The 22,382-nt window shown below is 34.7% G+C and carries 15 protein-coding genes; 10 read left to right on the top strand and 5 right to left on the bottom strand.

Annotated features, from left to right (window positions below):
• Positions 1-198 precede the first annotated feature (198 nt).
• The 3 genes from ACZM4J_RS05850 (at position 199) to ACZM4J_RS05840 (ending at position 6,299) form a co-directional block, all read left to right on the top strand.
• Positions 199-3,042: a discoidin domain-containing protein gene (locus tag ACZM4J_RS05850; RefSeq protein WP_489485780.1), complete on the top strand. Its 2,844-nt coding sequence runs from the start codon at positions 199-201 to the stop codon at positions 3,040-3,042.
• Between the two features lie 294 nt (positions 3,043-3,336).
• Positions 3,337-4,401, top strand: a complete 1,065-nt coding sequence (locus tag ACZM4J_RS05845; protein ID WP_022164892.1) for a metallophosphoesterase family protein — start codon at positions 3,337-3,339, stop codon at positions 4,399-4,401.
• Entirely contained in the window at positions 4,398-6,299 is a 1,902-nt protein-coding gene (locus tag ACZM4J_RS05840; RefSeq protein ID WP_022164893.1) for an ATP-binding protein, read from the top strand. The genes ACZM4J_RS05845 and ACZM4J_RS05840 overlap by 4 nt, the downstream gene beginning before the upstream one ends.
• 223 nt (positions 6,300-6,522) lie before the next feature.
• Here the strand turns inward: ACZM4J_RS05840 and ACZM4J_RS05835 are convergent, their stop codons facing one another.
• From ACZM4J_RS05835 to murC, 4 genes are all read right to left on the bottom strand, one after another.
• A complete protein-coding gene (locus tag ACZM4J_RS05835; protein ID WP_022164894.1) occupies positions 6,523-7,692 on the bottom strand; it encodes a ribose-phosphate pyrophosphokinase in 1,170 nt (389 codons plus the stop codon).
• Between the two features lie 28 nt (positions 7,693-7,720).
• Positions 7,721-8,713 carry an ATP-binding protein gene (locus ACZM4J_RS05830; protein ID WP_022164895.1) on the bottom strand — a complete coding sequence of 331 codons (993 nt, stop codon included), beginning with the start codon at positions 8,711-8,713 and terminating at the stop codon, positions 7,721-7,723.
• Between the two features lie 37 nt (positions 8,714-8,750).
• On the bottom strand, positions 8,751-9,902 hold the full coding sequence (locus ACZM4J_RS05825; RefSeq protein ID WP_022164896.1) for a DnaD domain protein: 1,152 nt from the start codon (positions 9,900-9,902) through the stop codon (positions 8,751-8,753).
• Between the two features lie 397 nt (positions 9,903-10,299).
• Positions 10,300-11,682 (bottom strand): UDP-N-acetylmuramate--L-alanine ligase, encoded by a 1,383-nt coding sequence (murC, locus tag ACZM4J_RS05820; RefSeq protein WP_022164897.1) that lies wholly within the window; start codon positions 11,680-11,682, stop codon positions 10,300-10,302.
• A 411-nt stretch (positions 11,683-12,093) separates the two neighbouring features.
• On the opposite strand from murC, the gene ACZM4J_RS05815 reads away from it, so the two are divergent.
• From ACZM4J_RS05815 to ACZM4J_RS05785, 7 genes are all read left to right on the top strand, one after another.
• Positions 12,094-13,368: a glucose-1-phosphate adenylyltransferase gene (locus tag ACZM4J_RS05815; protein ID WP_022164898.1), complete on the top strand. Its 1,275-nt coding sequence runs from the start codon at positions 12,094-12,096 to the stop codon at positions 13,366-13,368.
• Positions 13,365-14,483, top strand: coding sequence for a glucose-1-phosphate adenylyltransferase subunit GlgD (gene glgD / locus ACZM4J_RS05810; protein WP_412335301.1), 1,119 nt, complete (start codon positions 13,365-13,367; stop codon positions 14,481-14,483). Before ACZM4J_RS05815 ends, glgD begins: the two co-directional genes overlap by 4 nt.
• Before the next feature lie 25 nt (positions 14,484-14,508).
• Positions 14,509-14,787 carry a septation regulator SpoVG gene (spoVG, locus tag ACZM4J_RS05805; RefSeq protein ID WP_022164900.1) on the top strand — a complete coding sequence of 93 codons (279 nt, stop codon included), beginning with the start codon at positions 14,509-14,511 and terminating at the stop codon, positions 14,785-14,787.
• Between the two features lie 369 nt (positions 14,788-15,156).
• Positions 15,157-15,711, top strand: a complete 555-nt coding sequence (gene pth / locus ACZM4J_RS05800) for an aminoacyl-tRNA hydrolase (protein WP_489485777.1) — start codon at positions 15,157-15,159, stop codon at positions 15,709-15,711.
• Positions 15,712-15,850: 139 nt separating this feature from the next.
• Positions 15,851-19,348, top strand: a complete 3,498-nt coding sequence (gene mfd, locus ACZM4J_RS05795; protein ID WP_428245041.1) for a transcription-repair coupling factor — start codon at positions 15,851-15,853, stop codon at positions 19,346-19,348.
• Positions 19,349-19,488: 140 nt separating this feature from the next.
• A complete protein-coding gene (locus ACZM4J_RS05790; protein ID WP_022164903.1) occupies positions 19,489-20,142 on the top strand; it encodes a hypothetical protein in 654 nt (217 codons plus the stop codon).
• Positions 20,143-20,380: 238 nt separating this feature from the next.
• Entirely contained in the window at positions 20,381-21,418 is a 1,038-nt protein-coding gene (locus tag ACZM4J_RS05785; protein WP_022164904.1) for a D-alanyl-D-alanine carboxypeptidase family protein, read from the top strand.
• A gap of 366 nt (positions 21,419-21,784) precedes the next feature.
• Here the strand turns inward: ACZM4J_RS05785 and ACZM4J_RS05780 are convergent, their stop codons facing one another.
• Positions 21,785-22,297 carry a hypothetical protein gene (locus ACZM4J_RS05780; protein ID WP_489485774.1) on the bottom strand — a complete coding sequence of 171 codons (513 nt, stop codon included), beginning with the start codon at positions 22,295-22,297 and terminating at the stop codon, positions 21,785-21,787.
• Positions 22,298-22,382: the final 85 nt, after the last annotated feature.

Here is a 22,382-nt window from a genome sequence, read left to right as displayed (position 1 = left end):
GGAAAATGAAAAAAGCAGAAGAGCTTCTGGACAATGATAGCTTTCAGCATTAGATAAACGATTGAAAGAATTGCTAAATGAAAAAATAATACCTAAAAGTGAAAAATAGGAGATTTAAAAAGAAATATAAAAAGTTTATTATATATAAACGTGGGGAGACCACAGATGAAAAAACTATTTTTAAGGGAGGAAATTTTAATGAATAGTAGAAAACCTGTAGTCAAAAGAGTTATAGCAGTGCTTTTGACTATAACTTTAGTAATGTGTTTATTGCCAGCGAATAATATAGTGCAGGCAAAATCACATAAAGTGAAATTAAGCAAAAAAAACATTACTGTTATGATAGGAAAGAAAAAAACAGTAAAATTAAAGAAAGCAAAGAAAAAAGTTAAATGGAAAATTGTTGCCGGAAAGAAAAATATTTCTATTAAGAAAAAAGGCAAGCTAAAAAATAAATTAATTGTTAAAGGCAAAAAAGTTGGAAAAGCCAAAATAAAGGCAATTTGCGGAAAGAAAAAATACACATTAAAAGTTGTTGTTAAAAAGAAGAAAATACAGAAACCAACAACAAAACCAGGTGAGTCTGTATCAACTAATAGTTCAGAAGTACCTACAACAACAGCTAAAGAACCGGAGGTTACAACAACAGAGAAGGCACCGGAGGTTACAACAACCGTTAAAGAACCGGAAGCTACAACAACAGAGAAGGCACCGGAGATTACAACAACAGCTAAAGAACCGGAAGTTACAACAACAGAGAAGGCACCGGAGGTTACAACAACAGTTAAGACACCGGAGGTTACAACAACAAAGGAATTTTATCAGGAACCTGAAACAGAGCAAAATCCTAAAAATGTGAAAGTGGATACATATTTTAATAAAGTAGATACAGCAAGCTCAACAAAGGTTTCCACAAGTGCATCTGAAGGAATTGAGAATTTATTCGATGGAAACAAGAATACAAAAATGTGCACGATGGATGGATTTCCACTTAGAATATCATGGCAAATGGATAGAGCAACAGTGTTAAAGAAATACACATTAACAACAGCAAATGATGCAGCCACATATTCATACAGAAATCCAAAACAGTGGCACTTATATGGTTCAAACAATGGAACATCATGGACACAAATAGACACAGTAACAGATAGTGGAATCGAGGCGAAAAATTCACAGGATTACACATACGAAACAGATATTCAGGAAGGCTATCAATATTATCTTTTACAAATTGAAAGTAATGGAACAAACTACTATGGTTTTCAATTAGCAGAAATGTCATTGTACGGTGATGTATCTGATGCAAACTATGAAATTGGTGAGGACCTTTCATCGTATTTTGAGTCAGTTTATGCTGCCGGAACAACAGTTAATGGTTATAGTGGAGAAGGAGTAGAAAATTTATTTGACGGAAATACAAGTACAAAATTCTTTGATAATAAGAAGGAATTTAGTATTTCGTGGAAAATGAAGCAACCAACTACCGTTTATGGCTATAGCCTGACAACAGCAAATGACAATGAACAATATAAAGGAAGAAATCCAAAATCATGGATTTTATATGGCTCAAAGGACGGTAACAATTGGGAAACAATTGATGTTGTAAATGATAGTGGCATGGAAGATAAAAACTTTAAAACATATAATTACACGGTTGATAAAGTTGGAACATACCAGTATTACAAATTAGATGTACAAGCTATTTATGGAAGTGGATGTCAGATTTCAGGAATTTCCATGAAAGGTGCAACTGTTAGTCCAAGCAAATATGATATTTTATTTACAGGAGATTGGAAAGATGTTACTGTAGATGGATATTTAGAGGAACTTACAAAATTATTCTACAATAGTTACCCACGTTTATATCAAAGATGGGGTAACGGCACAGAACCAACAACAATTACATTTAAGGCTGATAACAATTATGATGGAGTAGCGTATTGCCAGGGAACTACAGTTTGTGTATCTACAGCATATGCAAACAGTCACCCAACAGATATTGGATTTTTCTCACATGAAATCACTCACTCTGTTCAGCAGTACAGTGGAAAATTAAATTACGGTGATGATGTTGCCTGGTGGACTGAAAACATGGCAAACTATGGTGGGTTCAGATACTTCCACTGGTCAAATCCTAAATATGTTCAGGTATATGAGGCAACAGATACTTCATTACAGGATTGGGGTTACGAACAGTACGGAAATAATAAATGGTTCTTTGCCTATATGGATTCAAAATATCCAACAAGAAAAAATGCAGACGGAACATTGAAGTTAGGATTAATTGATAGCATTAATAAATTAATCAAGGATAACAATACAGGAAGTACTTATACAGATGATCCTTATAATGTAACAACACCATTTAATAAAGTGGTAAAAGATATTACAGGATATGACTGCATTGAGTCCTTAAGAAAGAAATATGTTGAAGAATTAAAAGCGGGGACATGGACATTTAAAGGATTTGGTGATTACGAAGACAACTGGTTAACAGAGAATATAGAGGGGATTGCAAACCCTGAATATCCAATGGTTGGAGAAAAAATTCACGGAAACAAGACAGCCGCTAAGTTGAGTAATGTTATTAACGATGACACAAACTTATGTCTTGGAGCAAAAGTTTTTGATTGTTCAGGATTTACCAATGATTCAGAAAATGCATCAATGCTTATAGACGGCAAGCTTGGCACAAAGTGGTGTGCTACAAGTTCAGACGTTACTAAGGGTGAGTATAAATTAAATGGTGTTAAACATTGGATTCAAATTGACTTAGGTAGTGAAAAGGAATTTAATACATATACTCTTTATAATACACAAAGTAAAGAAGGCTTTGGTAATGCAACTGAATGGGAAATTCTTACATCAAATGATGGACAAAACTGGACTTCTGTAGATTATCAGAATAATAACAATAATGCTTCAGGTTCATATAATATTGGAACACAGAAAGCAAGATATGTTATGATTAAAGTCTTTACGCCTGATAATGGTGTAGGAACACTTAGATTATACGATTTTCAGTTATATAACAAGTAAGAAAAATAGATTACTAAATATGGAAACTTATTAATAATTAAAAAGGAAATAGAAGGAAACCTTTAAGGCAAATTAATTGTCTTAAGGGTTTTCTTTGTTGGACAAAGAAATATCTTACAAATTAGCCGTTTGCATAATTTAACATAAAGTAGAAAGTTAGTAAAAAAGTTGGTAAAATATTAAGAAAGTATTGGAATATTATTAGAAAGCAGTTGAATATTTGACCACCAATATCTTTAATGATATACTGAAAATTGGGTTAGACTATAAATTAACAGCAGTTTGGGAGGCTATATGAAATTTATTCATACAGGTGATATACATTTAGGCGCACATCCTGAAAATAAGAAAGAATGGGCGGCAAAAAGAGGAGACGAAATTTGGGAATCCTTTGAAAGATTAATAAAGAAAATAAAGATGCAGCCAGTGGATTTGCTTATTATTGCAGGCGATATGTTTCATAGACAACCACTGCTAAGAGAAGTGAGAGAGGTAGATTACCTTCTGTCAACAATTCCTAATACAAAGATTGTAATATGTGCAGGAAATCACGATGCCATAAAGAAGGGCTCTTTTTATGATGGTTTTAAATGGAGTGAAAATGTAATCTTTATAGATGATAAAAACATTACCAAGGTTGATATTCCGGAACTTAATACATGTGTTTATGGTTTAAGCTACCATGAAACAGAAATCCAGGAAAATTTATATGACCACATTATTGTAGAAGATATTGATAAAATTAATATTTTAGTAGCACATGGTGGCGATGAAAAACACATACCTATTAATAAAAAGAAACTTGCGATGTCAGGTTTTGATTATGTAGCGTTAGGTCATATACATAAGCCGGAAATGGACGAGAAAAACCGTATGGCTTATTGTGGTTCCCTTGAACCAATTGACATGAATGACATGGGTGAGAGAGGATATATATACGGAGAAGTGACAAAGAATAGTCTTGAGTTAGAGTTTGTTCCTTTTGCAAAACGTATATATAAGGAAATTGATTTTCAGGTAACTACAACAGCTACTAATATGGAAATTAGACACAGACTTACGGATATGATTGAAGAAAATGGAAAAGATAATATGTTTAAGATTTTCTTTTCAGGTTACAGAGACCCCGATTTTGAAATAAATGAAAAAGAAATTGAGAGCGTTGGAAATATAGTTCAGATTGTAGATGAAACCGTACCGGATTTTGATTTTCAGGAATTATATGAAGATAATCATGATAATATATTGGGAATGTTTATTAAAAGATATTTGGACAAAGGCAATTTAAGCGAATTAGATCGAAAAACTTTATATTATGGTGCAAAGGCTTTAATAGATGCAATGGAGGACAGACAATGATTATTAAGGATTTACAATTAACTAATTTCGGAAAATTTAATCATAAGTCCATGTCTTTGGAGCCGGGATTAAATATTATATATGGTGAAAACGAGGCCGGTAAGACTACGTTTCATACATTTATTAGAGGCATGCTTTTTGGAATAGAGAAGCAAAGGGGAAAAGCTAGCAGTAAGGATACGTACAGTAAGTATGAGCCTTGGGACAACCCATCTAATTACCAAGGGATGATGAGAATCGAAAGCAATGGTGTTGATTATCGAATCGAAAGAAATTTCAACAGACAGAATAAATCATTTAAGGTGATAAATGAGGATTTAGGTCGTGAACTTACACAAGATGAAATTGACAAACTATTTACAGGGTTAGATGAAAGTTGTTACTACAATACAATAAGTATTAGCCAGTTGGGAAGCGTAACGGACAAGGAATTAGAAAATATTTTAAAAAACTATGCGGCAAACTTAGGCTCCACTAAGTCTATGGAAATAGATATTAAAGAAGCCTTTACGGATTTGGATGCACAGAAGAAAAAGATTGCAACTGATAACCGAATCGGTGAGGAATATGATGTGGAACGTTGCATATACACTGTTAAGGAACAACTGGAGGTCTCTGAAAGAGAGCAGCATGCAATTATTGCATCAATTGAGCAGAAAAAAGATTCAGTTTTAAGGTTATCTTCAAGAAAGGAAGAACTTTCAGCATTAGACAAGCAAAGACTTGAAGAACTCGCAAGACAAAATGCCAGAAAAGATAAGCTGTATCAGGATGTTATGACATACACATCTGAGGTTGATAAGACAAATGAAATACTTGAAAAAATAAAGGCACATAAAGCTGAACTTACAAGTCAACTTATGGAAAAAGGCATAGACGGCCATGAAACAATGGAAATGCTGTCTGAAAAAGTACATACACGTAGTAGTATGCCGGTTGCATTTATTATTTTAGCATTGGCTTTTGTAGGTACAGGTGTAGGGCTGATACTTGGAAATTTGAATTTCTTAACAGTTACAGAATTTTGGATTAGACCAATTGGCTGCTTTGTAGGAGCTTTTATTTGTACAATCTTGGCAATCATAAGATATTGTTTTAATAAAAAGAAGAAAAAGCGTAAGTTAGAGGCAATCAAGGAACTGAAATTAGCTTTGGATAAACTGGAAGCTGCAAAACATGAAGAACTTTACACACAGCGTCAGTTAGAAAGCAAGAAAGAACTTTTGAAAAATACAAAGCTTATGATTAAGCAGGAAGAAGATCGTTCCATAGATTCAGCAGATTACAGCAATGAAATTAAAGACATTGAAGAGCAGGAACGTGAACTTAATGAGGTTATATCAAAGGCACGTTGGGCACTAGAGCAGAAAAAAGAACAGGATATTCAATGCGAAAGACAGTTGGACGAACTAACAGAGAAACTTGATAATATTAAAAAAGCCAAAATTGAAATTCAGGCAATAGAAGATGCAAAGGAAAACATTGAGGATATTGCTAATGAAATACGAAATAGTTTTGGCAAGCGTTTAAACGAGAGAGCTTCCTACTATATGTCACAGATAACAAATGGTAAATATGATAATTTGTCAATTGATGAAAGATTGAATATTTTAGTTAATAGCAAAAAAGCATTGCTACCGGCTTCTAAGTTAAGTAAGGGAACAGTAGAACAAATATATATGGCATTGCGTTTGGCAGCAGCAGATATAATATTTGAAAAAGACTACAAACCAATTTTACTTGATGATGCTTTTGTAATGTATGACAACAAGAGAATGGGAAACACATTAAAGTTTATGGGCGAGAATATGGAACAGGTAATTTTGTTCTCATGTCATACAAGAGAAAAAGTTATGGCAGATAAATTAGGAATTAAGCATAATTTCATAAAACTGTAGATATATAAGTAAAGACGCAGGCAAAAGCACGAGCAAAGGCGTAAGTAAAAATACAATTAAAAAAATAAAATTAACTATAATAAAATAATAAAAAGGCTACGGGTTTTATAGATTTGATACTATAAACCCATAGCCTTTTTACTTTATCTCAAATTAGTTTCAACAATAATGATTACATAAATGTTTGAATAACATAAATACATAACACAATTGTTAGAAATTATTATCTGTTTTTATATGCTTCAACGCATTTTTCAATCTTCTTGTATGGATTTAGTAAATCACTAATAGAAGAATCGTGGTTTAATCTGTCGATGAAGTATGCTGTGTATTTAGCAACGTCTACGTTAATGTACCATTCTCTTGAAAGAAGTTCAGGTGTCTGGTAAATGCAGTTTGTTGTCATAATACGATAAATTGTTCCATCAGCGTAAGCTTCGTCAAATCTTTCAAGACCATTTGTAAATAAACCAAATGTTGAAGCAACGAAAACTCTCTTAGCTTTACGTTTCTTAAGCTGTCTTGCAACGTCAAGCATACTATCACCTGAAGAAATCATATCGTCAATAATTAACACGTCTTTACCTTCAACAGATTCACCTAAGTATTCATGAGCAACGATTGGGTTTCTTCCGTCTACAACCTGTGTAAAGTCACGACGTTTGTAGAACATACCCATATTGATTCCAAGAGCGTTTGCAAAATAAACTACTCTGCTCATTGCGCCTTCATCAGGGCTGATTACCATAAGGTGATCATCATCAATAATAAGGTCATCAACATTTCTTAAAAGGTTCTTAATGTACTGATATGTTGGCATAATTGATTCAAATCCGCTAATAGGAATTGCGTTGTTTACTCTAGGATCGTGAGCATCAAATGTTAAGATGTTGTCAACACCCATGCTTACTAATTCCTGAAGCATTACTGCACAGTCCATAGATTCTCTAGAAGAACGTCTATGCTGTCTGCTTTCATATAAGAAAGGCATAATAACTGTAATCTTCTTTGCTTTACCGGCAGCGGCAGCAATAACACGCTTAATGTCAGCATAGTGGTCATCAGGTGACATATGGTTCTTGTGACCACAAACAGTGTATTCTACGCTGTAGTTTGTCACATCATCGATAATGTAAAGGTCTGTACCTCTAACAGTATCTCTTAATGTACATTTGGCTTCACCTGTACCAAAACGTGGTGTGTCTACATCAAGAAGATATGAGTCTTTTACATATCCTTTGAAAGTGATAGGTGATTCCTTTGCTTCGATTCTCTCGCTTCTCCAGTCAGAAATATATGCGTCTACAGTTTCACCTAAAGCTTTGCTTCCTGATAAAGCTACAATCGCAAGTGGTCCAACAGGGATTGATTCAATGAATTTTTCGATAGCCATTAATTTTTCCTCCATGTGTAAAAAAGTGTTAATTAATAAATTTTTTTATTCTTATATCATCACCAAAAATCTTAAATGTATTATAGTTACCAAGAATTCTCGAAAATGTTCTGTCAGTATAAACTTCATTAAGATCTGACAATGAGAAATTGGTTGATATAATTGTTGATTTATGGTGTATAAGTCTGTAGTTTAAACAATCAAACAAAGCTGAATTGGTAAAAGAATTAGCCATTTCGCTTCCAAGATCATCAATTATAAGCACATCGCACTGTAACAGCTCATGCTTTGTAATTTGTCCAAATGCAGATGATTCCTTTTGATTAAAAGTAATTTTTGACAACAAATCAAAGAAAGATACAGCTGTTAAATATAGCACTGTATGTGACTTGTTAATCAGTTCATTTGCAATGCAGTTAATGAGAAAAGTTTTTCCCGAACCTGCTCTACCATAAAATAAAATACTATTATTGTCAATATTATCAAAATTATCTACAAATTCTTTACAGAAAGTTACAACGTCCTTAATGTTATCAAGAGCAGTAACACCTGTTACTTCATCTACAAAATTATTTGAATATAAATCAAAATTAAATGTGCTGAAATTTTCCTTTTGTAGTATATCATTTAATTCTTCGGTTGTGTAAAGAGATTTTATAACTTCCTTCTGAAGACATTCACAAGGTTGTCCGTTCACAAAACCAGTATCTTTACAAATAGGACAATCATAAATGGGCTCAAGATAATCACTCTGATAACCGTTTGCCATAAGGAGAGCCTTCTTCTGATTGCTTACATTGGCGATATCTTCTTTTAAATGGTCTTTTAAAGATGTATCCCCATTAAGTGCACTACGTGCAGCATTAACTGCCAGAGAGCTGATTTTTAAGTCACATTCCTTAATCTGAGGAATCTTTTCATAAATCTCTTTGAGACGCTTGTCCTGTTTAATACTATTGTCCAATCGTCTATTATTATACTTATTATAAATAATGTCAAACTGTTCTCTTGTTAATCCCATAAAAAACTCCATTCATAGGCTATATGTTGATTGCTGTCTATTTTTCTTTTGAAGAAATGTTAGCAACCATTTCTTTTCGGTTCATAATAAGCTGCTTTTCGAAGTCCTGATGATTATAATTTCTACTTTCAATAGCTCTAACATTTTTTGGACGACTGATTTTCTTAGCAACTTTTGCCTTAGCACTGTAAATCTTCTGTGATTCTTCTTTGTGTTCCTTGTCCAACTTTTCAATGTCAGCCATTGATGTTACATTTTTTTCTGACCATTTTAGTAAAATTGAATCAGCATAAGAAAACTTTCCACTGTTTGTACTTGCGTGAGCAGCAGATCTGTTGCAGGCTTCAATAATGAATTCATCAGAAAAATCTAACTCATCAGTCCACTTTGTTATGTAAGACATTTCACGTTTAATAGGTCTTGCTGGAACATCTAAACCAAAAGCTTTGTAAATGCTTTTTGAAATATCTTTCTGTAATTTTAAGTAATCCTTAAGTTCCTTTAATGTTCTAATGTCTTTTTCAAAGTAAAAAACAATCTGTTTTTCTATGTATGAAAGGGACTTCTGCCCTGATGAAATGCAAGATTCCATAACGTATTCGATAAAGTCGGCACTAAGCTGTAAACCATCAAGTATGTATAAAATGCTGTCGATTTCTGTAGGGCTTAGTAACTTGCCTAAATATGTTTCAGCAAGGAACTTAATCTGCTGGAAATCTTCATTGTCTGAAAAAGCTTCAACTTCTCTTGGTGAATATTTCTTCTTGTTAGGAACGATAATTCCTGATGCTGTAGGAACTGCAATAGGAGCTGACTCTCCGGCAGCAGATGCTAAAACTTCAGTGTTTGTATCAAGTTTATTGTTTAAATCCCTAACAATGTATCTGTTTGTTGAAAGTGCTTCAAGCTTAATCCCGTTAATGGAACCATCCTCGTCAAGTGATAGTGAGAGTAAATTCTCTCTTGACCAGAATTTCAAAGCACGAACAACGTCGCTTTCAAGTATATTAAAAGTATCAGCAATAGTTGGAATTGAAAGATCTTCGCATCCAGTGTTTACAAGACGTAAAAGTAATAAATAAATCTTTACAAATTCACCATTTGCAGTTGGCATGTATTCATCTACAAAAACATTCGAAATAGAAGTAAAATCTGTAAAATTACCTCTGTCAAAAATTAACTTGCTCATATCTTTATGTCCCTCTTTTTCCAAAAAAAATATAAAAAATTTGTACAGGAAAATTCCTGCCTGTCCCAAAATATTTCAACAGAAAATTCGTCAAAAATATTACTGTTTTTTCTCAAAAACACATACAGGGGATTTCCTGCGTGCAGGAATGAGTATAGCATAAAGTTTAAAAAATGCAATGTTGCAAAAGGCTTGAATGCCCCATTTTTAAAGGGCTTTTGGCAATGTTAATAATGTTAATAATGTTAATACATCAGCCGGAAAAAATGCTGAAAAATGTCGAACACCTTATTTTATGGGGAAAACAAACCAATGTTAATTACTCGAAAATTATGAACAAAAAAAACACAAAATTTTGAAGAAAGTTATCAACAAAATTTTGTGGGATGTTAATAAGTTATTTTCCTAAAAGATGTTCCCCTATTTTAACTACATCTCCGGCACCCATTGTTATTAACAAATCGCCAGGTGAACAACTTTCTAGTAAAAAATTTTCTATTTCACTGAAACTTGGGTAGTAATGTACCTCAGTTCCGTATTTTTCGATTTCTTTTTTTACATCTAAAGAACTAACACCTAAAGTGTCTTTTTCTCTTGCAGCATAAATATCTGCTAAAACTACAGCGTCAGCTTCCTTTAATGCTTTTCCAAACTCAGGAAGTAATGACTTAGTTCTTGAATATGTATGTGGCTGGAAAACTACCCACATTTTCTTATGAGGATAGTGTTTAGCTGTTTTGATAGTTGCTGTAATTTCATCTGGGTGATGTGCGTAATCATCAATAATAGTAACATCGCCCACTTTACCCTTGTACTGGAATCTTCTGTCAGTTCCACCGTATTGTGTAAGACCGGCCTTAATGTTCTCATCACTAATTCCCATTGCGTGAGCAGCGGCAATAGCAGCAAGAGAGTTATAAATATTGTGTTCTCCTGTAACATTTAAAGCTACATGGAATGACTTTTCGCCGTTAACAACCAAGTCGTATGAACCTTTAGCAAACTGATCAAATTCAATATTTGCAGCACTGTAATCGCTCTTTGCAGGATCTGAACCTACAGTTATAACCTTACATTTTAGCCCGTCAGTAAAATATTCTAAGTTGTCAATATCACTATTTATAACAAGAAAACCGTCGTCAGGTACAAGTTCAGCAAATTTTCTGAAACTGTGTCTAATGTCATCTAAATCCTTAAAGAAATCAAGATGGTCTGCGGCAACGTTTAAAATAATTGCCATATTTGGCTTAAATGATAAGAAACTATTAGTGTATTCACAAGCTTCTGTAATTAATTTATCTGAATGGCCAACACGTGTGTTTCCGTGAATTGCAGGCATAATACCACCTACTAATATAGTTGGATCAGTGTTTCCTTCTAACATAATTTGTGACAACATTGAAGTTGTAGTAGTTTTTCCATGGGTTCCTGAAACTCCAATTGCCATAGGGTAGTTAAGCATAATTTGACCTAAAAACTCAGCTCTTGTAAGAAGTGGAATACCAAGTTCCTTTGCCTTAACAAGCTCAGGGTTGTCCTGCTTAATAGCAGCAGTATAAATTAAAACGTCTATATTAGATGAAATATTACCAGCTACCTGATTATAAAAAATCTTTGCTCCTAAAGATTCTAAATGATCAGTGATTTTTGATTCGTGTGAATCTGATCCTGTAACTGTAAAACCTCGTGAAATCATAATTTCTGCAAGAGCACTCATGCTAATGCCACCAATTCCTGTAAAATGTAAATTGGCAGGAGTATTAAAATCTAAATTGTACATAATCCTTCTCCTAAATTAAATATATAAATTTTTGCACAGGCAAAACCTAATAAAATTAACATATAAGTATGTATAAAAATAAATTGCATATTAATATGAAGAAAAAAATTTTTAAAAGGCTCCCTTTACATCTTAAAATACTTAATTATTATACACTTCTTATGACAAATTTTAAAGGTTCAATATGGTAAAAAAATATAGCAGAAAATTGCTAAAAATTTAACAAAATCAAAATGTGACAAAAAAATAGTCGAATGATGTACAAAATGCACAAAGAAAAAAGGAAAAAACATAAAAAAAACGAAAAAACTAATAAAAAAAACATCAAAAGATACTTATTGCCCTTTTAATATGTCACATTTAATGTTATACTTCTAGTACACAATTTTTTTAAGCAGCGAGGTGAAGGACATGGTAAAAAAAGAAATGATAGCTATGTTGTTAGCCGGCGGCCAAGGTAGTCGTTTAGGAGTGCTAACAGCTAAAGTAGCAAAACCTGCAGTTGCCTTTGGAGGAAAATACAAAATCATAGATTTTCCATTAAGCAATTGCATTAATTCAGGTGTGGATACAGTTGGTGTACTTACTCAGTACCAGCCACTTAGACTAAATGCTCATATTGGAATTGGTATTCCATGGGATTTAGACAGAAATATAGGCGGTGTAACAGTACTTCCACCATATGAAAAAAGTGAAAATACAGAATGGTATACAGGAACAGCAAACGCAATTTACCAGAATTTAGATTATATGGAATCATATAATCCGGACTATGTGTTAATTTTATCAGGGGATCATATTTATAAGATGGATTATGAAGTGATGCTTGATTACCACAAGGCAAACAATGCGGATGTAACCATAGCAGCTATGCCGGTTCCAATTGAAGAGGCAAGTAGATTTGGTGTGGTAGTAACAGATGATAATCATAAGATAACAGAATTCCAGGAGAAGCCGGAACATCCAAAGAGTAACCTGGCATCCATGGGAATTTACATATTTAGTTGGCCTGTATTAAAAGAGGCTTTGTTAAAGTTAAAAGATCAGCCAAATTGTGATTTCGGCATGCACATTATTCCATACATTCATGGAAGCGGAAGCCCAATCTATGCTTATGAATATAATGGATACTGGAAGGACGTAGGAACATTGAAATCATATTGGGAATCTAATATGGAATTAATCGATATCGTTCCTGAGTTTAATTTATATGAGGAATTTTGGAAGATTTACACAAAGAATGATGCACTTCCGCCACAGTATATTTCAGCAGATGCAGAGGTTGAGAAAAGTATTGTAGGTGAAGGTTGCGACATTAGAGGTACTGTACAGAATTCAGTAATAAGTGCTAATGTTGAGGTGGGCGAAAACGCAGAAATTCACGATTCAATTATTATGCAGGGAAGCGTAATAAAGCCGGGAACTAAGATTTATGGCAGTATTATAGCTGAAAATGTTGAAGTTGGAGAGAATTGTACAATTGGTGTTGGTGAATATGCTGACAGTAAGTTAAGCAAGAAGATATATAATTGTGATTTGACAGTAATTGGAGAAGGATCAGTTATTCCTGATGGCGTAACAATCGGCAAGAATGTTGCAATTTCAGGAAAAACAGAACCATCGGATTATCCTGACGGAAAGCTCCCATCAGGTGACTATATAGTTAAGGCAGGTGAGAATAAATGAGAGCAGTTGGAATAATTTTAGCAGGAGGTAGTAATACCAAATTAAAGGAACTTTCAAGAAAGAGAGCTATTGGCGCCATGCCTATAGCAGGAAGTTATAGAGCAATTGATTTTGCATTAAGTAATATGACAAATTCCCACATTCAGAAGGTAGCTGTTTTAACACAGTACAATGCCTGGTCGTTAAATGAACATTTAAGTTCATCAAAATGGTGGGACTTTGGTAGAAAACAGGGTGGTTTATATGTATTTACACCATCAATTACATCAGACAATGGTTTTTGGTATAGAGGAACAGCCGATGCAATCGCACAAAACATTGGCTTTCTTAAGAAGAGCCATGAACCATATGTAATTGTGGCATCAGCAGATGGCATTTACAAATTAGATTACAATGATGTTTTAAAGAGACATATTGAAACAGGTGCAGACATTACAATAGTTTGCAAAGATATGGGTAGTAACGTAGATGTTTCATCATATGGCGTGGTTACTACATATAATAATGGAAGAATTATCGATTTTGTTGAGAAACCGCTTAATAGCACAAGTACATTGGTATCAACAGGAATTTATGTAATCAGAAGAAGATTGCTTATTCAGATGTTAGAAGAGTGTGTTGCAGAAGACAGATATGATATTGTTAATGACATTATTATAAGAAATAAGGAATCTAAAAAGATTTATGCATATCAGTTAGATTCTTACTGGAATAATTTATCTAGCATAGAGAAATTCTACAACGTAAATATGGATTTCTTAAAACCGGAAGTTAGGGATTTCTTCTTTAAACAATATCCGGATGTTTATTCAAAAGTTGAAGACATGCCACCGGCAAAATACAATTCGGGCTCAAACGTTAAGAATAGTTTGATATCCAGCGGATGTATTGTTAATGGTACTGTAGAGAATTCAGTAGTGTTTAAACAGGCATACATAGGAAATAATTGCACAATAAAAAATTCAGTTATTCTAAATGATGTATATATTGGAGACAATGCTGTGATAGAAAATTGTATTGTGGAAAGTCACAGTACAATTAATCCAGGAGATCATCTTGGAGAAGAAAATGAAATTAAAATTATAAACGAACGTAATTTTAGATATAGTTTGTAGGTTACAAGGAAAGGAAGACAAGCATATGAACATAACAGACGTTAGAGTAAGAAAGATGACTAAAGAAGGAAAAATGAAAGCTGTAGTGTCTATAACTATCGATGATGAATTTGTAGTACATGATATTAAAGTAGTAGAAGGTGAAAAAGGATTATTTATCGCAATGCCTTCACGTAAAGCAGCAGATGGAGAGTATAGAGATATTGCTCATCCAATTAACTCGGCTACCCGCAATTCAATCCAGAGTATCGTTTTAGAAGCTTACGAAAAAGCTTTACTTGAGCCGGATGAGCCAAGAGAATAATTAGGTTTACTTTAGAATTGCATCAGAGTAAGATGTGTGTTCCTTTAAAGTAATATATACACAATGAGACGGGGTACTGTCGTTTTCACGATTTAGAATCGTGAGGCGGCAGTTCTTTGTTTCTATAATAAGAAAATCCTTTAGAATTTCTTATTATAGAAATAACATTACACTATGGATGAACACTCGCTTTACTATCAATGCTTTGGGCTTTAACAATGCTTTTTTCATCACAGGCATTTAGCGAGTCAGTTTTTGCAGCATACAAAGTTTCAAATAATGTAAAACATCATTAAATCTCTTAAATTGAATTTAGGCCTTTATAATGGTATAATTATAATTTAAACAACGAAAAGGAATGGAATTAATATGTATGCAATTATAGGTCTGGGAAACCCGGAAAAGAAATATGACAAAACAAGACACAATATTGGTTTTGACGTAATAGATGAACTTGCCAGCCAAATGGGAGTGCAGGTTAATACAAAAAGACATAAGGCATTATGTGGTGTTGGACAAATTGGAAGCGAAAAGGTTATACTTGTGAAACCTCAAACATATATGAATTTAAGTGGGGAGTCTGTTAGGGCTGTAATGGATTTCTACAAGTTAGATCCAACAAAAGACATAATAGTAATCGCAGATGATATTAGTTTACCAACAGGCAAGATTCGTATTCGTGCCAAAGGAAGCGCTGGCGGTCATAATGGTTTGAAGAGCATAATTGCTCATGCAGGCACAGATCAGTTCACAAGAATCAAAGTTGGAGTTGGGGCTAATCAAGGTGACCTTGTAAAACATGTTGTAGGAAAATTTTCAAAGGGTGAAAGAGAAATAGTTGACGATGCTGTAAGAAATGCTGCATCAGCTTCAGAAGTTATTGTTATGTATGATGTACAAACAGCCATGAACAAATTTAATTAGAATATTTTTGATGAAATACGTGCAGAAAATATATTGGTTAAATAGTAGTGCAGAAGATACATTAAAATATGCAACGCAAGAAGTGTGGCACAATAAATAGGCAATGTAGAAAGCAAGTTAATGAGGCTCGGTATATAGTATGAATTATTTTGATTATTCACTAGAAAAATTAAATGAATATGAGCAGGTCAGGGACTGCTTATCCAGGAAGAAATCCTGTCAGGTGACAGGGTGCGGAGATTCCCAGCTGGCTCATTTTATTAACGGATTAAGCAATGGCTACAAGCAGAAAGTCATTGTTACTTTTAGTGCCATAAAAGCTAAAGAACTGTACGATGATATGAAAGGTTTTACAGATGATGTTGTAATGTATCCGGCAAAGGATTTGATTTTCTTTAGCGCAGATGTGCATGGAAGCTATATACTCCAGCAGAGATTAGAGTTTATCCAGAAGGTTGTGGAGAACAAGCCTTTTACGGTGATAGTTACGGTAGATGCTTTTCTTGATAAAATACAACCATTGGAAAAGATAAAGGATAATTATATTGAAATTGGCGAGGGTAGCATTGTGGAAATGGATGCCCTGAAAACAAAACTTGCCGTGATGGGCTATCAGGCAGTAACACAAATCGACAGCCCAGGACAGTTCGCAATTCGTGGTAGTATTTTGGATATTTACACTTTAACAGACGAGACACCTTACAGAATTGACTTTTGGGATGACGAAGTTGACATTATCAAAAGCTTTGACGTGGAAAGTCAGCGCTCAATTGAAAATATAGAAAGTGTGAAAATTTATCCGGCAAGCGAATATTTCCTTGATAAAAAAACAATTGAGGAAGGCATTGCCAAAATTAAAAAAGAATTAGAGAAATCTGAAAAGAAATTTAGAGAAGAATTTAACACAGAGGAAGCTAATAATTTAAAAAATACAGTTGGTGAGTTTTTGACAAATATGGATATTAATCCATATAGCGTGGCAATTGATAGTTATGTAAACTATTTTTGTGAGAATTTAGTGAGCCTTATGGATTACTTCGATGAGCCTATATTTTTTATAGATGAACCGGCAAGGGTGGAAGAACAGTTAAGAGTTGTGGAAACTGAATTTAAGGAAAGCATGAGCCACAGACTGCTTAAAGGGTATGTGCTTTCAGGTCAGACAGACATTTTATGGGACAAAAATTATATTTTAAATAGAATAAATGACCAACAAAAAGTCCTTTTTACAACTATAGCTCAAAAAGTAAAAAGCTTTAATGTGGAAGAGTTTGTTGATGTGGATGCGCGAAACGTCAGCCCATATAACAGCCAGTTTGAAATGCTTGTGGAGGACTTGAAAAAATACAAGAAACAGAAATATTCTGTGTTACTTGTCACATCATCAGCTACAAGAGGGAAAAGACTTGCCCAGGATTTAAGGGATTTTCAGATTAGTGCTTTCTTTGAAAGTGATAGCGAAAGAGAAGTCCAGCCGGGCCAGGTGATGATTGTAAAAGGCTCTCTTCGAAAAGGTTTTACCTACCCAATGATAAAATTTGTGGCAATTTCTGACACAGATATTTTTGGGGAAAAGAAGAAACGTAAAAGAAAAAAACACGGCTATTCAGGTACAACTATTTCAAGTTTTGCGGACCTGAATATTGGAGATTACGTTGTACACGAAAATCACGGTTTGGGAATTTATAAGGGAATTGAAAAAGTAGAAGTTGACCATGTGGTAAAGGACTATATTAAAATAGAATATGCAGGAGGCAGCAATCTTTATGTTTTGGCAACTCAGCTTGATATGATTCAAAAGTACGCTGATAGTGAAGCTAAACCACCAAAGTTAAACAAGCTAGGTGGACAGGAGTGGCGTAAAACAAAAGGCAAGGTTAAACGTGCTGTTGCAGATATTGCAAAGGAACTGGTGCAGCTTTACGCAATCAGACAGAACGGAACAGGCTATCAGTTTTCTCCTGATACAGAATGGCAGAAGGAATTTGAGGAAATGTTCCCATTTGAGGAAACTGACGACCAGCTAACTGCAATTAACGATGTAAAAAAAGACATGGAAAGCAACAAGATTATGGATCGTCTGATTTGCGGAGACGTAGGTTTTGGAAAAACAGAAGTTGCAATACGTGCGGCTTTTAAGGCGGTTCAGGACAACAAACAGGTTGCTTATCTTGTGCCAACAACAGTTCTTGCACAGCAACATTACAAGACTTTTAAACAGAGATTCAAGGATTTCCCTGTGAGAGTTGAAATGCTTTCCAGATTTAGAACAAAATCAAATATAGACAACACAATTAAAGATTTAAAAAAAGGATATGTGGACATAGTAATTGGTACCCACAGACTTTTATCAAAAGACGTAAAATTCAAAGACTTGGGACTTTTAATTATTGATGAGGAACAACGATTTGGAGTAAAACATAAAGAACAAATTAAAGAATTAAAAAATAATGTAGACGTAATGACTTTAACGGCGACACCAATTCCAAGAACTCTTCATATGAGTTTAATTGGAATTCGTGATATGTGCGTTATGGAAGAGCCACCTCAGGAAAGAATGCCGATTCAGACTTTTGTTATGGAATATAATGACGAAATCGTGAGAGATGCCATTAACAGGGAGCTTGCAAGAGGCGGTCAGGTGTATTTTGTTTACAACAGAGTGCAGGACATTGCAGACATGGCAGGCAGAGTGCAGAGTCTGGTGCCTGATGCAAATGTGGCTTTTGCTCATGGACAAATGGGCGAGAGACAGCTTGAAGAAATCATGTATGATTTTGTAAATGGTGACATTGATGTGCTTGTAAGTACAACGATTATTGAAACGGGACTTGATATTCCAAATGCCAACACAATGATTATTCATGGGGCAGAGCGTATGGGTCTGTCACAGCTTTATCAGCTTAGAGGGCGTGTTGGAAGATCGAACCGTATGGCTTACGCATTTTTAATGTATAATAGAAACAAGATGCTTACAGAAGTGGCTGAAAAACGTTTGGGAGCCATAAGGGATTTTACAGAGTTAGGTTCCGGTGTGAAAATTGCTATGAGAGATTTGGAAATTCGTGGTACAGGCAACTTGCTTGGGGCAAAACAAAGTGGTCACATGGAAGCTGTAGGATATGACCTTTATTGCAAAATGCTGAATCAGGCAATTGAAACTTTAAAGGGCAACAAAGTAAATGATGACTTTGAAACAAAAGTTGATTTGGTTTGCGACGCATACGTGCCGGCATCATACATTAAGAATGAATCAATAAAAATGGACGTTTACAAACGCATTGCCGGTATTGAAACTTTGGAAGAATACGAAGATATGCAGGATGAATTAATTGACAGATTTGGCGACATACCAAATCAGGTTGAGAATCTTTTACAGATTGTACTCTTAAAGGCAGCAGCCCACAAAGCTTTTGTGACTGAAATTTCAGGCAACAAAAAATTAATAAAATTAACAATGTGGAATCATGCAAAAATCGACTCAACAAGAATTCCACTTTTGGTGAGAGAATACAAGGGCAGACTAAAATTTGTTCCTGAAAAATTAACTTTTGAGTACGCACCAAAGTCAAACGACAACAGCACAGTAATTGAAAGCGCAAAGAAATTAGTGGAGGCACTTTCCACGTTGAGATAAAATAAAAAAGAAAAACGCAGATAGGAAAGTGGGAACACTTTTGGCGTTCGGGTAAGATAAAAAAGAAAAACGCAGGGAGAGTAGAGAACACACTTTCTGTGCTACAATAAGATAGGAAACGAAAGTACAAGGAGATTAAATTGAAAGTTTTAGGTAAAATAAAGAAAATATGTTTAGTTTCCATGGTGGCAGCCATGGTTCTAACACTTCCCGGGTGTGGAAGTTCAAGTAGCAAAAGTGAGCAGGAGTCATCTACAAAAACAGATGATAAAACAGTTGCCATACACGCAGGGAAAATCAAGGTATATTTAGATGAAGCCAAATACTACGCGTATACAGCCCAGGGAACTTACGAAACATACTACTTAACAAAGGGTAAAGATTTAAATTGGAACAAGAAGACAAGCAAAGGCGTTTCAATGGAAAATCTTGTAAAAAGCACAGTTCTTGATGATATTTGCAGGCGGGAATGTATGTATGCATTAAGGGATGAATATGCAGTTACATTGTCTCAGGAAGAAAGCGACCAGATTGACATAAAACTTTCAAATTACTACACGGAGACAAACGGTGAGTTACTTTCAAAAATCGGAATTAGCAAAAGCAGACTAAAGAAGGTTTTCGAAAAAAAAGAAATTGCCGACAAGGTTGAAAACCTTATGTCTTTTAATGACAAAAAATTACCAGACGAAATGTATAAAAAGTGGAAAAGTGACAATACTGTTACGGCAGAAGTGCAGTGGGAAAATATTTCATTTAAACACCATATTTTTACGTCAGATGATTTATATTAGAAGTGAAAGTAATGCAGGGGGAATTTCTACTATTGTAGATAAAATCGGAACCAGGTTCCATCTTTCGGGTTGAATAGCCTTTAAGAAATTTTGTTATTAATTCTACCATTATAGATGAGTAGACGAGGAGCATCCCTAAATTGCATTAAATTTTTTAGTAATTTAATTAAATAATTGATATTATATAGTTAATGTAAACAAGTAATTATACTGAAAGGAAAAACGAAGGAGTGATTTAATGAAAGCTCAAATAAGATGTTTGCTCAGTGCAATTCTTGTAGTGCTTTTAAGCATTGGAATTGTATTTTTGGGAGTAAACAGCGAAGAAAAAACAAAAACAATAGGTCCGGCCAAAACTGCGGTGCAAAGTGAAGCAGTTGTTAGGGATTTTATTCACGATAATTATGTGATTAGCGAAAAAAATCCATGGACAGATTACAGCCTGAAACCAATAGAGTATAAAGAAAGCAACCAGGAAATAAATAAGACAGTGGGTGCTAAATCGGCAATATTGGTTGATGTGAAAAGTAAAGATATTTTGTATCAAAAGAACGCAGATGAGAGAAGAGCACCTGCTAGCACAACTAAATTAATGACGGCACTTACAGTGCTTCAGACTTTGAATTTAAATGATGTTGTAATGATTGGTGACGAAGTATATATGATTGCAGCAGATTCAAGTAAAGCAGGTTTTACAAAAGGGCAGGTAGTTACAGTAGAGGAACTTCTTAACGGAATGCTACTTGCGTCAGGAAATGATGCTGCGTATATTTTGGCAAACGCCACGGGAAAAGCAATTTTTGAAGACAACATTGCAAACGAAGGAAAAACTTTTACACCTTCTCAATGTGTGGAGCGTTTTGTTCTTGAAATGAATAAAAATGTGCGTGATATGAATCTTGAAAATACACATTTTGCAACACCTGACGGATATGACGCAGAAGGTCAGTATACGTCAGCAAGTGATTTGTCGAAGATTGCAATGGAAGCGTACAGTAACGAAACAATTGCCAGTATATGTAAGAAGTCAAGGTTCACATCAGAAACTTTAGGCAAAACATGGACAAGTACAAACCAACTGCTTCTAAAAAGTGGCAATTATTATTATGAATATTGCCAGGGAATGAAAACAGGAACCACTGACAGTGCAGGAAAGTGTCTTGTGTCTGTTGCAAAGAAAGGGGACAATCAGTGCCTTAGCGTGGTACTTGGAGAAAGCACAGACGAAGGACGATTTGGCGACAGCAAAGGCTTGCTGGAAGCCGGCGTACAGTAGAGACTTGTTAGGATGTTGCGCAATAAAGAATTGTTGGAAACTTGCGTGAGTGAGACCTTTCAGGATGTTGAGCAATAAAGAATTGTTGGAAACTTGCGTGAGTGAGACTTGTTAGGATGTTGGCACAATAAAGAATTGTTGGAAACTTGCGTGAGTGAGACTTGTTAGGATGTTGCACAATAAAGAATTGTTGGAAACTTGCGTGAGTGAGACCTTTCAGGATGTTGGCACGAAGTAGAGAATTGTAGGAAGTAGTGGGCAGTTATATGTAATACTTAGAAAGTATGTAGTTATATGTACTATCAAGCTATATGGAAAATGTAGGTGAAATAGAGTGTATAAAGTGTAATTCACTAACATTTTCACTTATTTTAAAGAAGAAATATTAAAAGGGGTGGAAAACCCGGCAGGTTGCGAAGAAGCAAGAAAAGAAAAAGCCGGTAAATCCACCCCTTTGTTGTAGAAAACATCGAAAGGGGTGGAAAACCCGGCAGGTTGCGAAGAAGCAAGAAAAGAAAAAGCCGGTAAATCCACCCCTTTGTTGTAGAAAACAGAGAAAGGGGTGGAAAAACCGGCAGGTTGCGAAGAAGCAAGAATAAAAAAAGCCGGTAAACCCACCCCTTTGTTGTAGAAAACATCGAAAGGGGTGTAAAACCCGGCAGGTTGCGAAGAAACAAGAAAAGAAAAAGCCGGTAAACCCACCCCTTTGTTGTAGAAAACATCGAAAGGGGTGTAAAACTCGGCAGGTTGCGAAGAAGCAAGAATAAAAAAAGCCAGTAACCCCACCCCTTTGTTGTAGAAAACAGAGAAAGGGGTGGAAAACCCGGCAGGTTGCGAAGAAGCAAGAAAAGAAAAAGCCGGTAAATGATGTGACCCCAAAAAGTTAGACTTTTATTGCGTAACAGGTTTTAATATCTGTTACGCATTTTTTATGCAACCAAGAGGCTGAGTCTGTATTGGACTG

Source organism: Eubacterium sp. (genome assembly GCF_057858645.1).
This window is presented reverse-complemented; position numbering and strand designations above follow the sequence as displayed.

Bases quoted from the DNA above. Each gene is read 5' to 3' on its own strand.
- ACZM4J_RS05850 (WP_489485780.1), top strand. From the start codon at position 199: ATGAATAGTAGAAAACCTGTAGTCAAAAGAGTTATAGCAGTGCTTTTG.
- ACZM4J_RS05845 (WP_022164892.1), top strand. From the start codon at position 3,337: ATGAAATTTATTCATACAGGTGATATACATTTAGGCGCACATCCTGAA.
- ACZM4J_RS05840 (WP_022164893.1), top strand. From the start codon at position 4,398: ATGATTATTAAGGATTTACAATTAACTAATTTCGGAAAATTTAATCAT.
- ACZM4J_RS05835 (WP_022164894.1), bottom strand. From the start codon at position 7,692: ATGGCTATCGAAAAATTCATTGAATCAATCCCTGTTGGACCACTTGCG.
- ACZM4J_RS05830 (WP_022164895.1), bottom strand. From the start codon at position 8,713: ATGGGATTAACAAGAGAACAGTTTGACATTATTTATAATAAGTATAAT.
- ACZM4J_RS05825 (WP_022164896.1), bottom strand. From the start codon at position 9,902: ATGAGCAAGTTAATTTTTGACAGAGGTAATTTTACAGATTTTACTTCT.
- murC (WP_022164897.1), bottom strand. From the start codon at position 11,682: ATGTACAATTTAGATTTTAATACTCCTGCCAATTTACATTTTACAGGA.
- ACZM4J_RS05815 (WP_022164898.1), top strand. From the start codon at position 12,094: ATGGTAAAAAAAGAAATGATAGCTATGTTGTTAGCCGGCGGCCAAGGT.
- glgD (WP_412335301.1), top strand. From the start codon at position 13,365: ATGAGAGCAGTTGGAATAATTTTAGCAGGAGGTAGTAATACCAAATTA.
- spoVG (WP_022164900.1), top strand. From the start codon at position 14,509: ATGAACATAACAGACGTTAGAGTAAGAAAGATGACTAAAGAAGGAAAA.
- pth (WP_489485777.1), top strand. From the start codon at position 15,157: ATGTATGCAATTATAGGTCTGGGAAACCCGGAAAAGAAATATGACAAA.
- mfd (WP_428245041.1), top strand. From the start codon at position 15,851: ATGAATTATTTTGATTATTCACTAGAAAAATTAAATGAATATGAGCAG.
- ACZM4J_RS05785 (WP_022164904.1), top strand. From the start codon at position 20,381: ATGAAAGCTCAAATAAGATGTTTGCTCAGTGCAATTCTTGTAGTGCTT.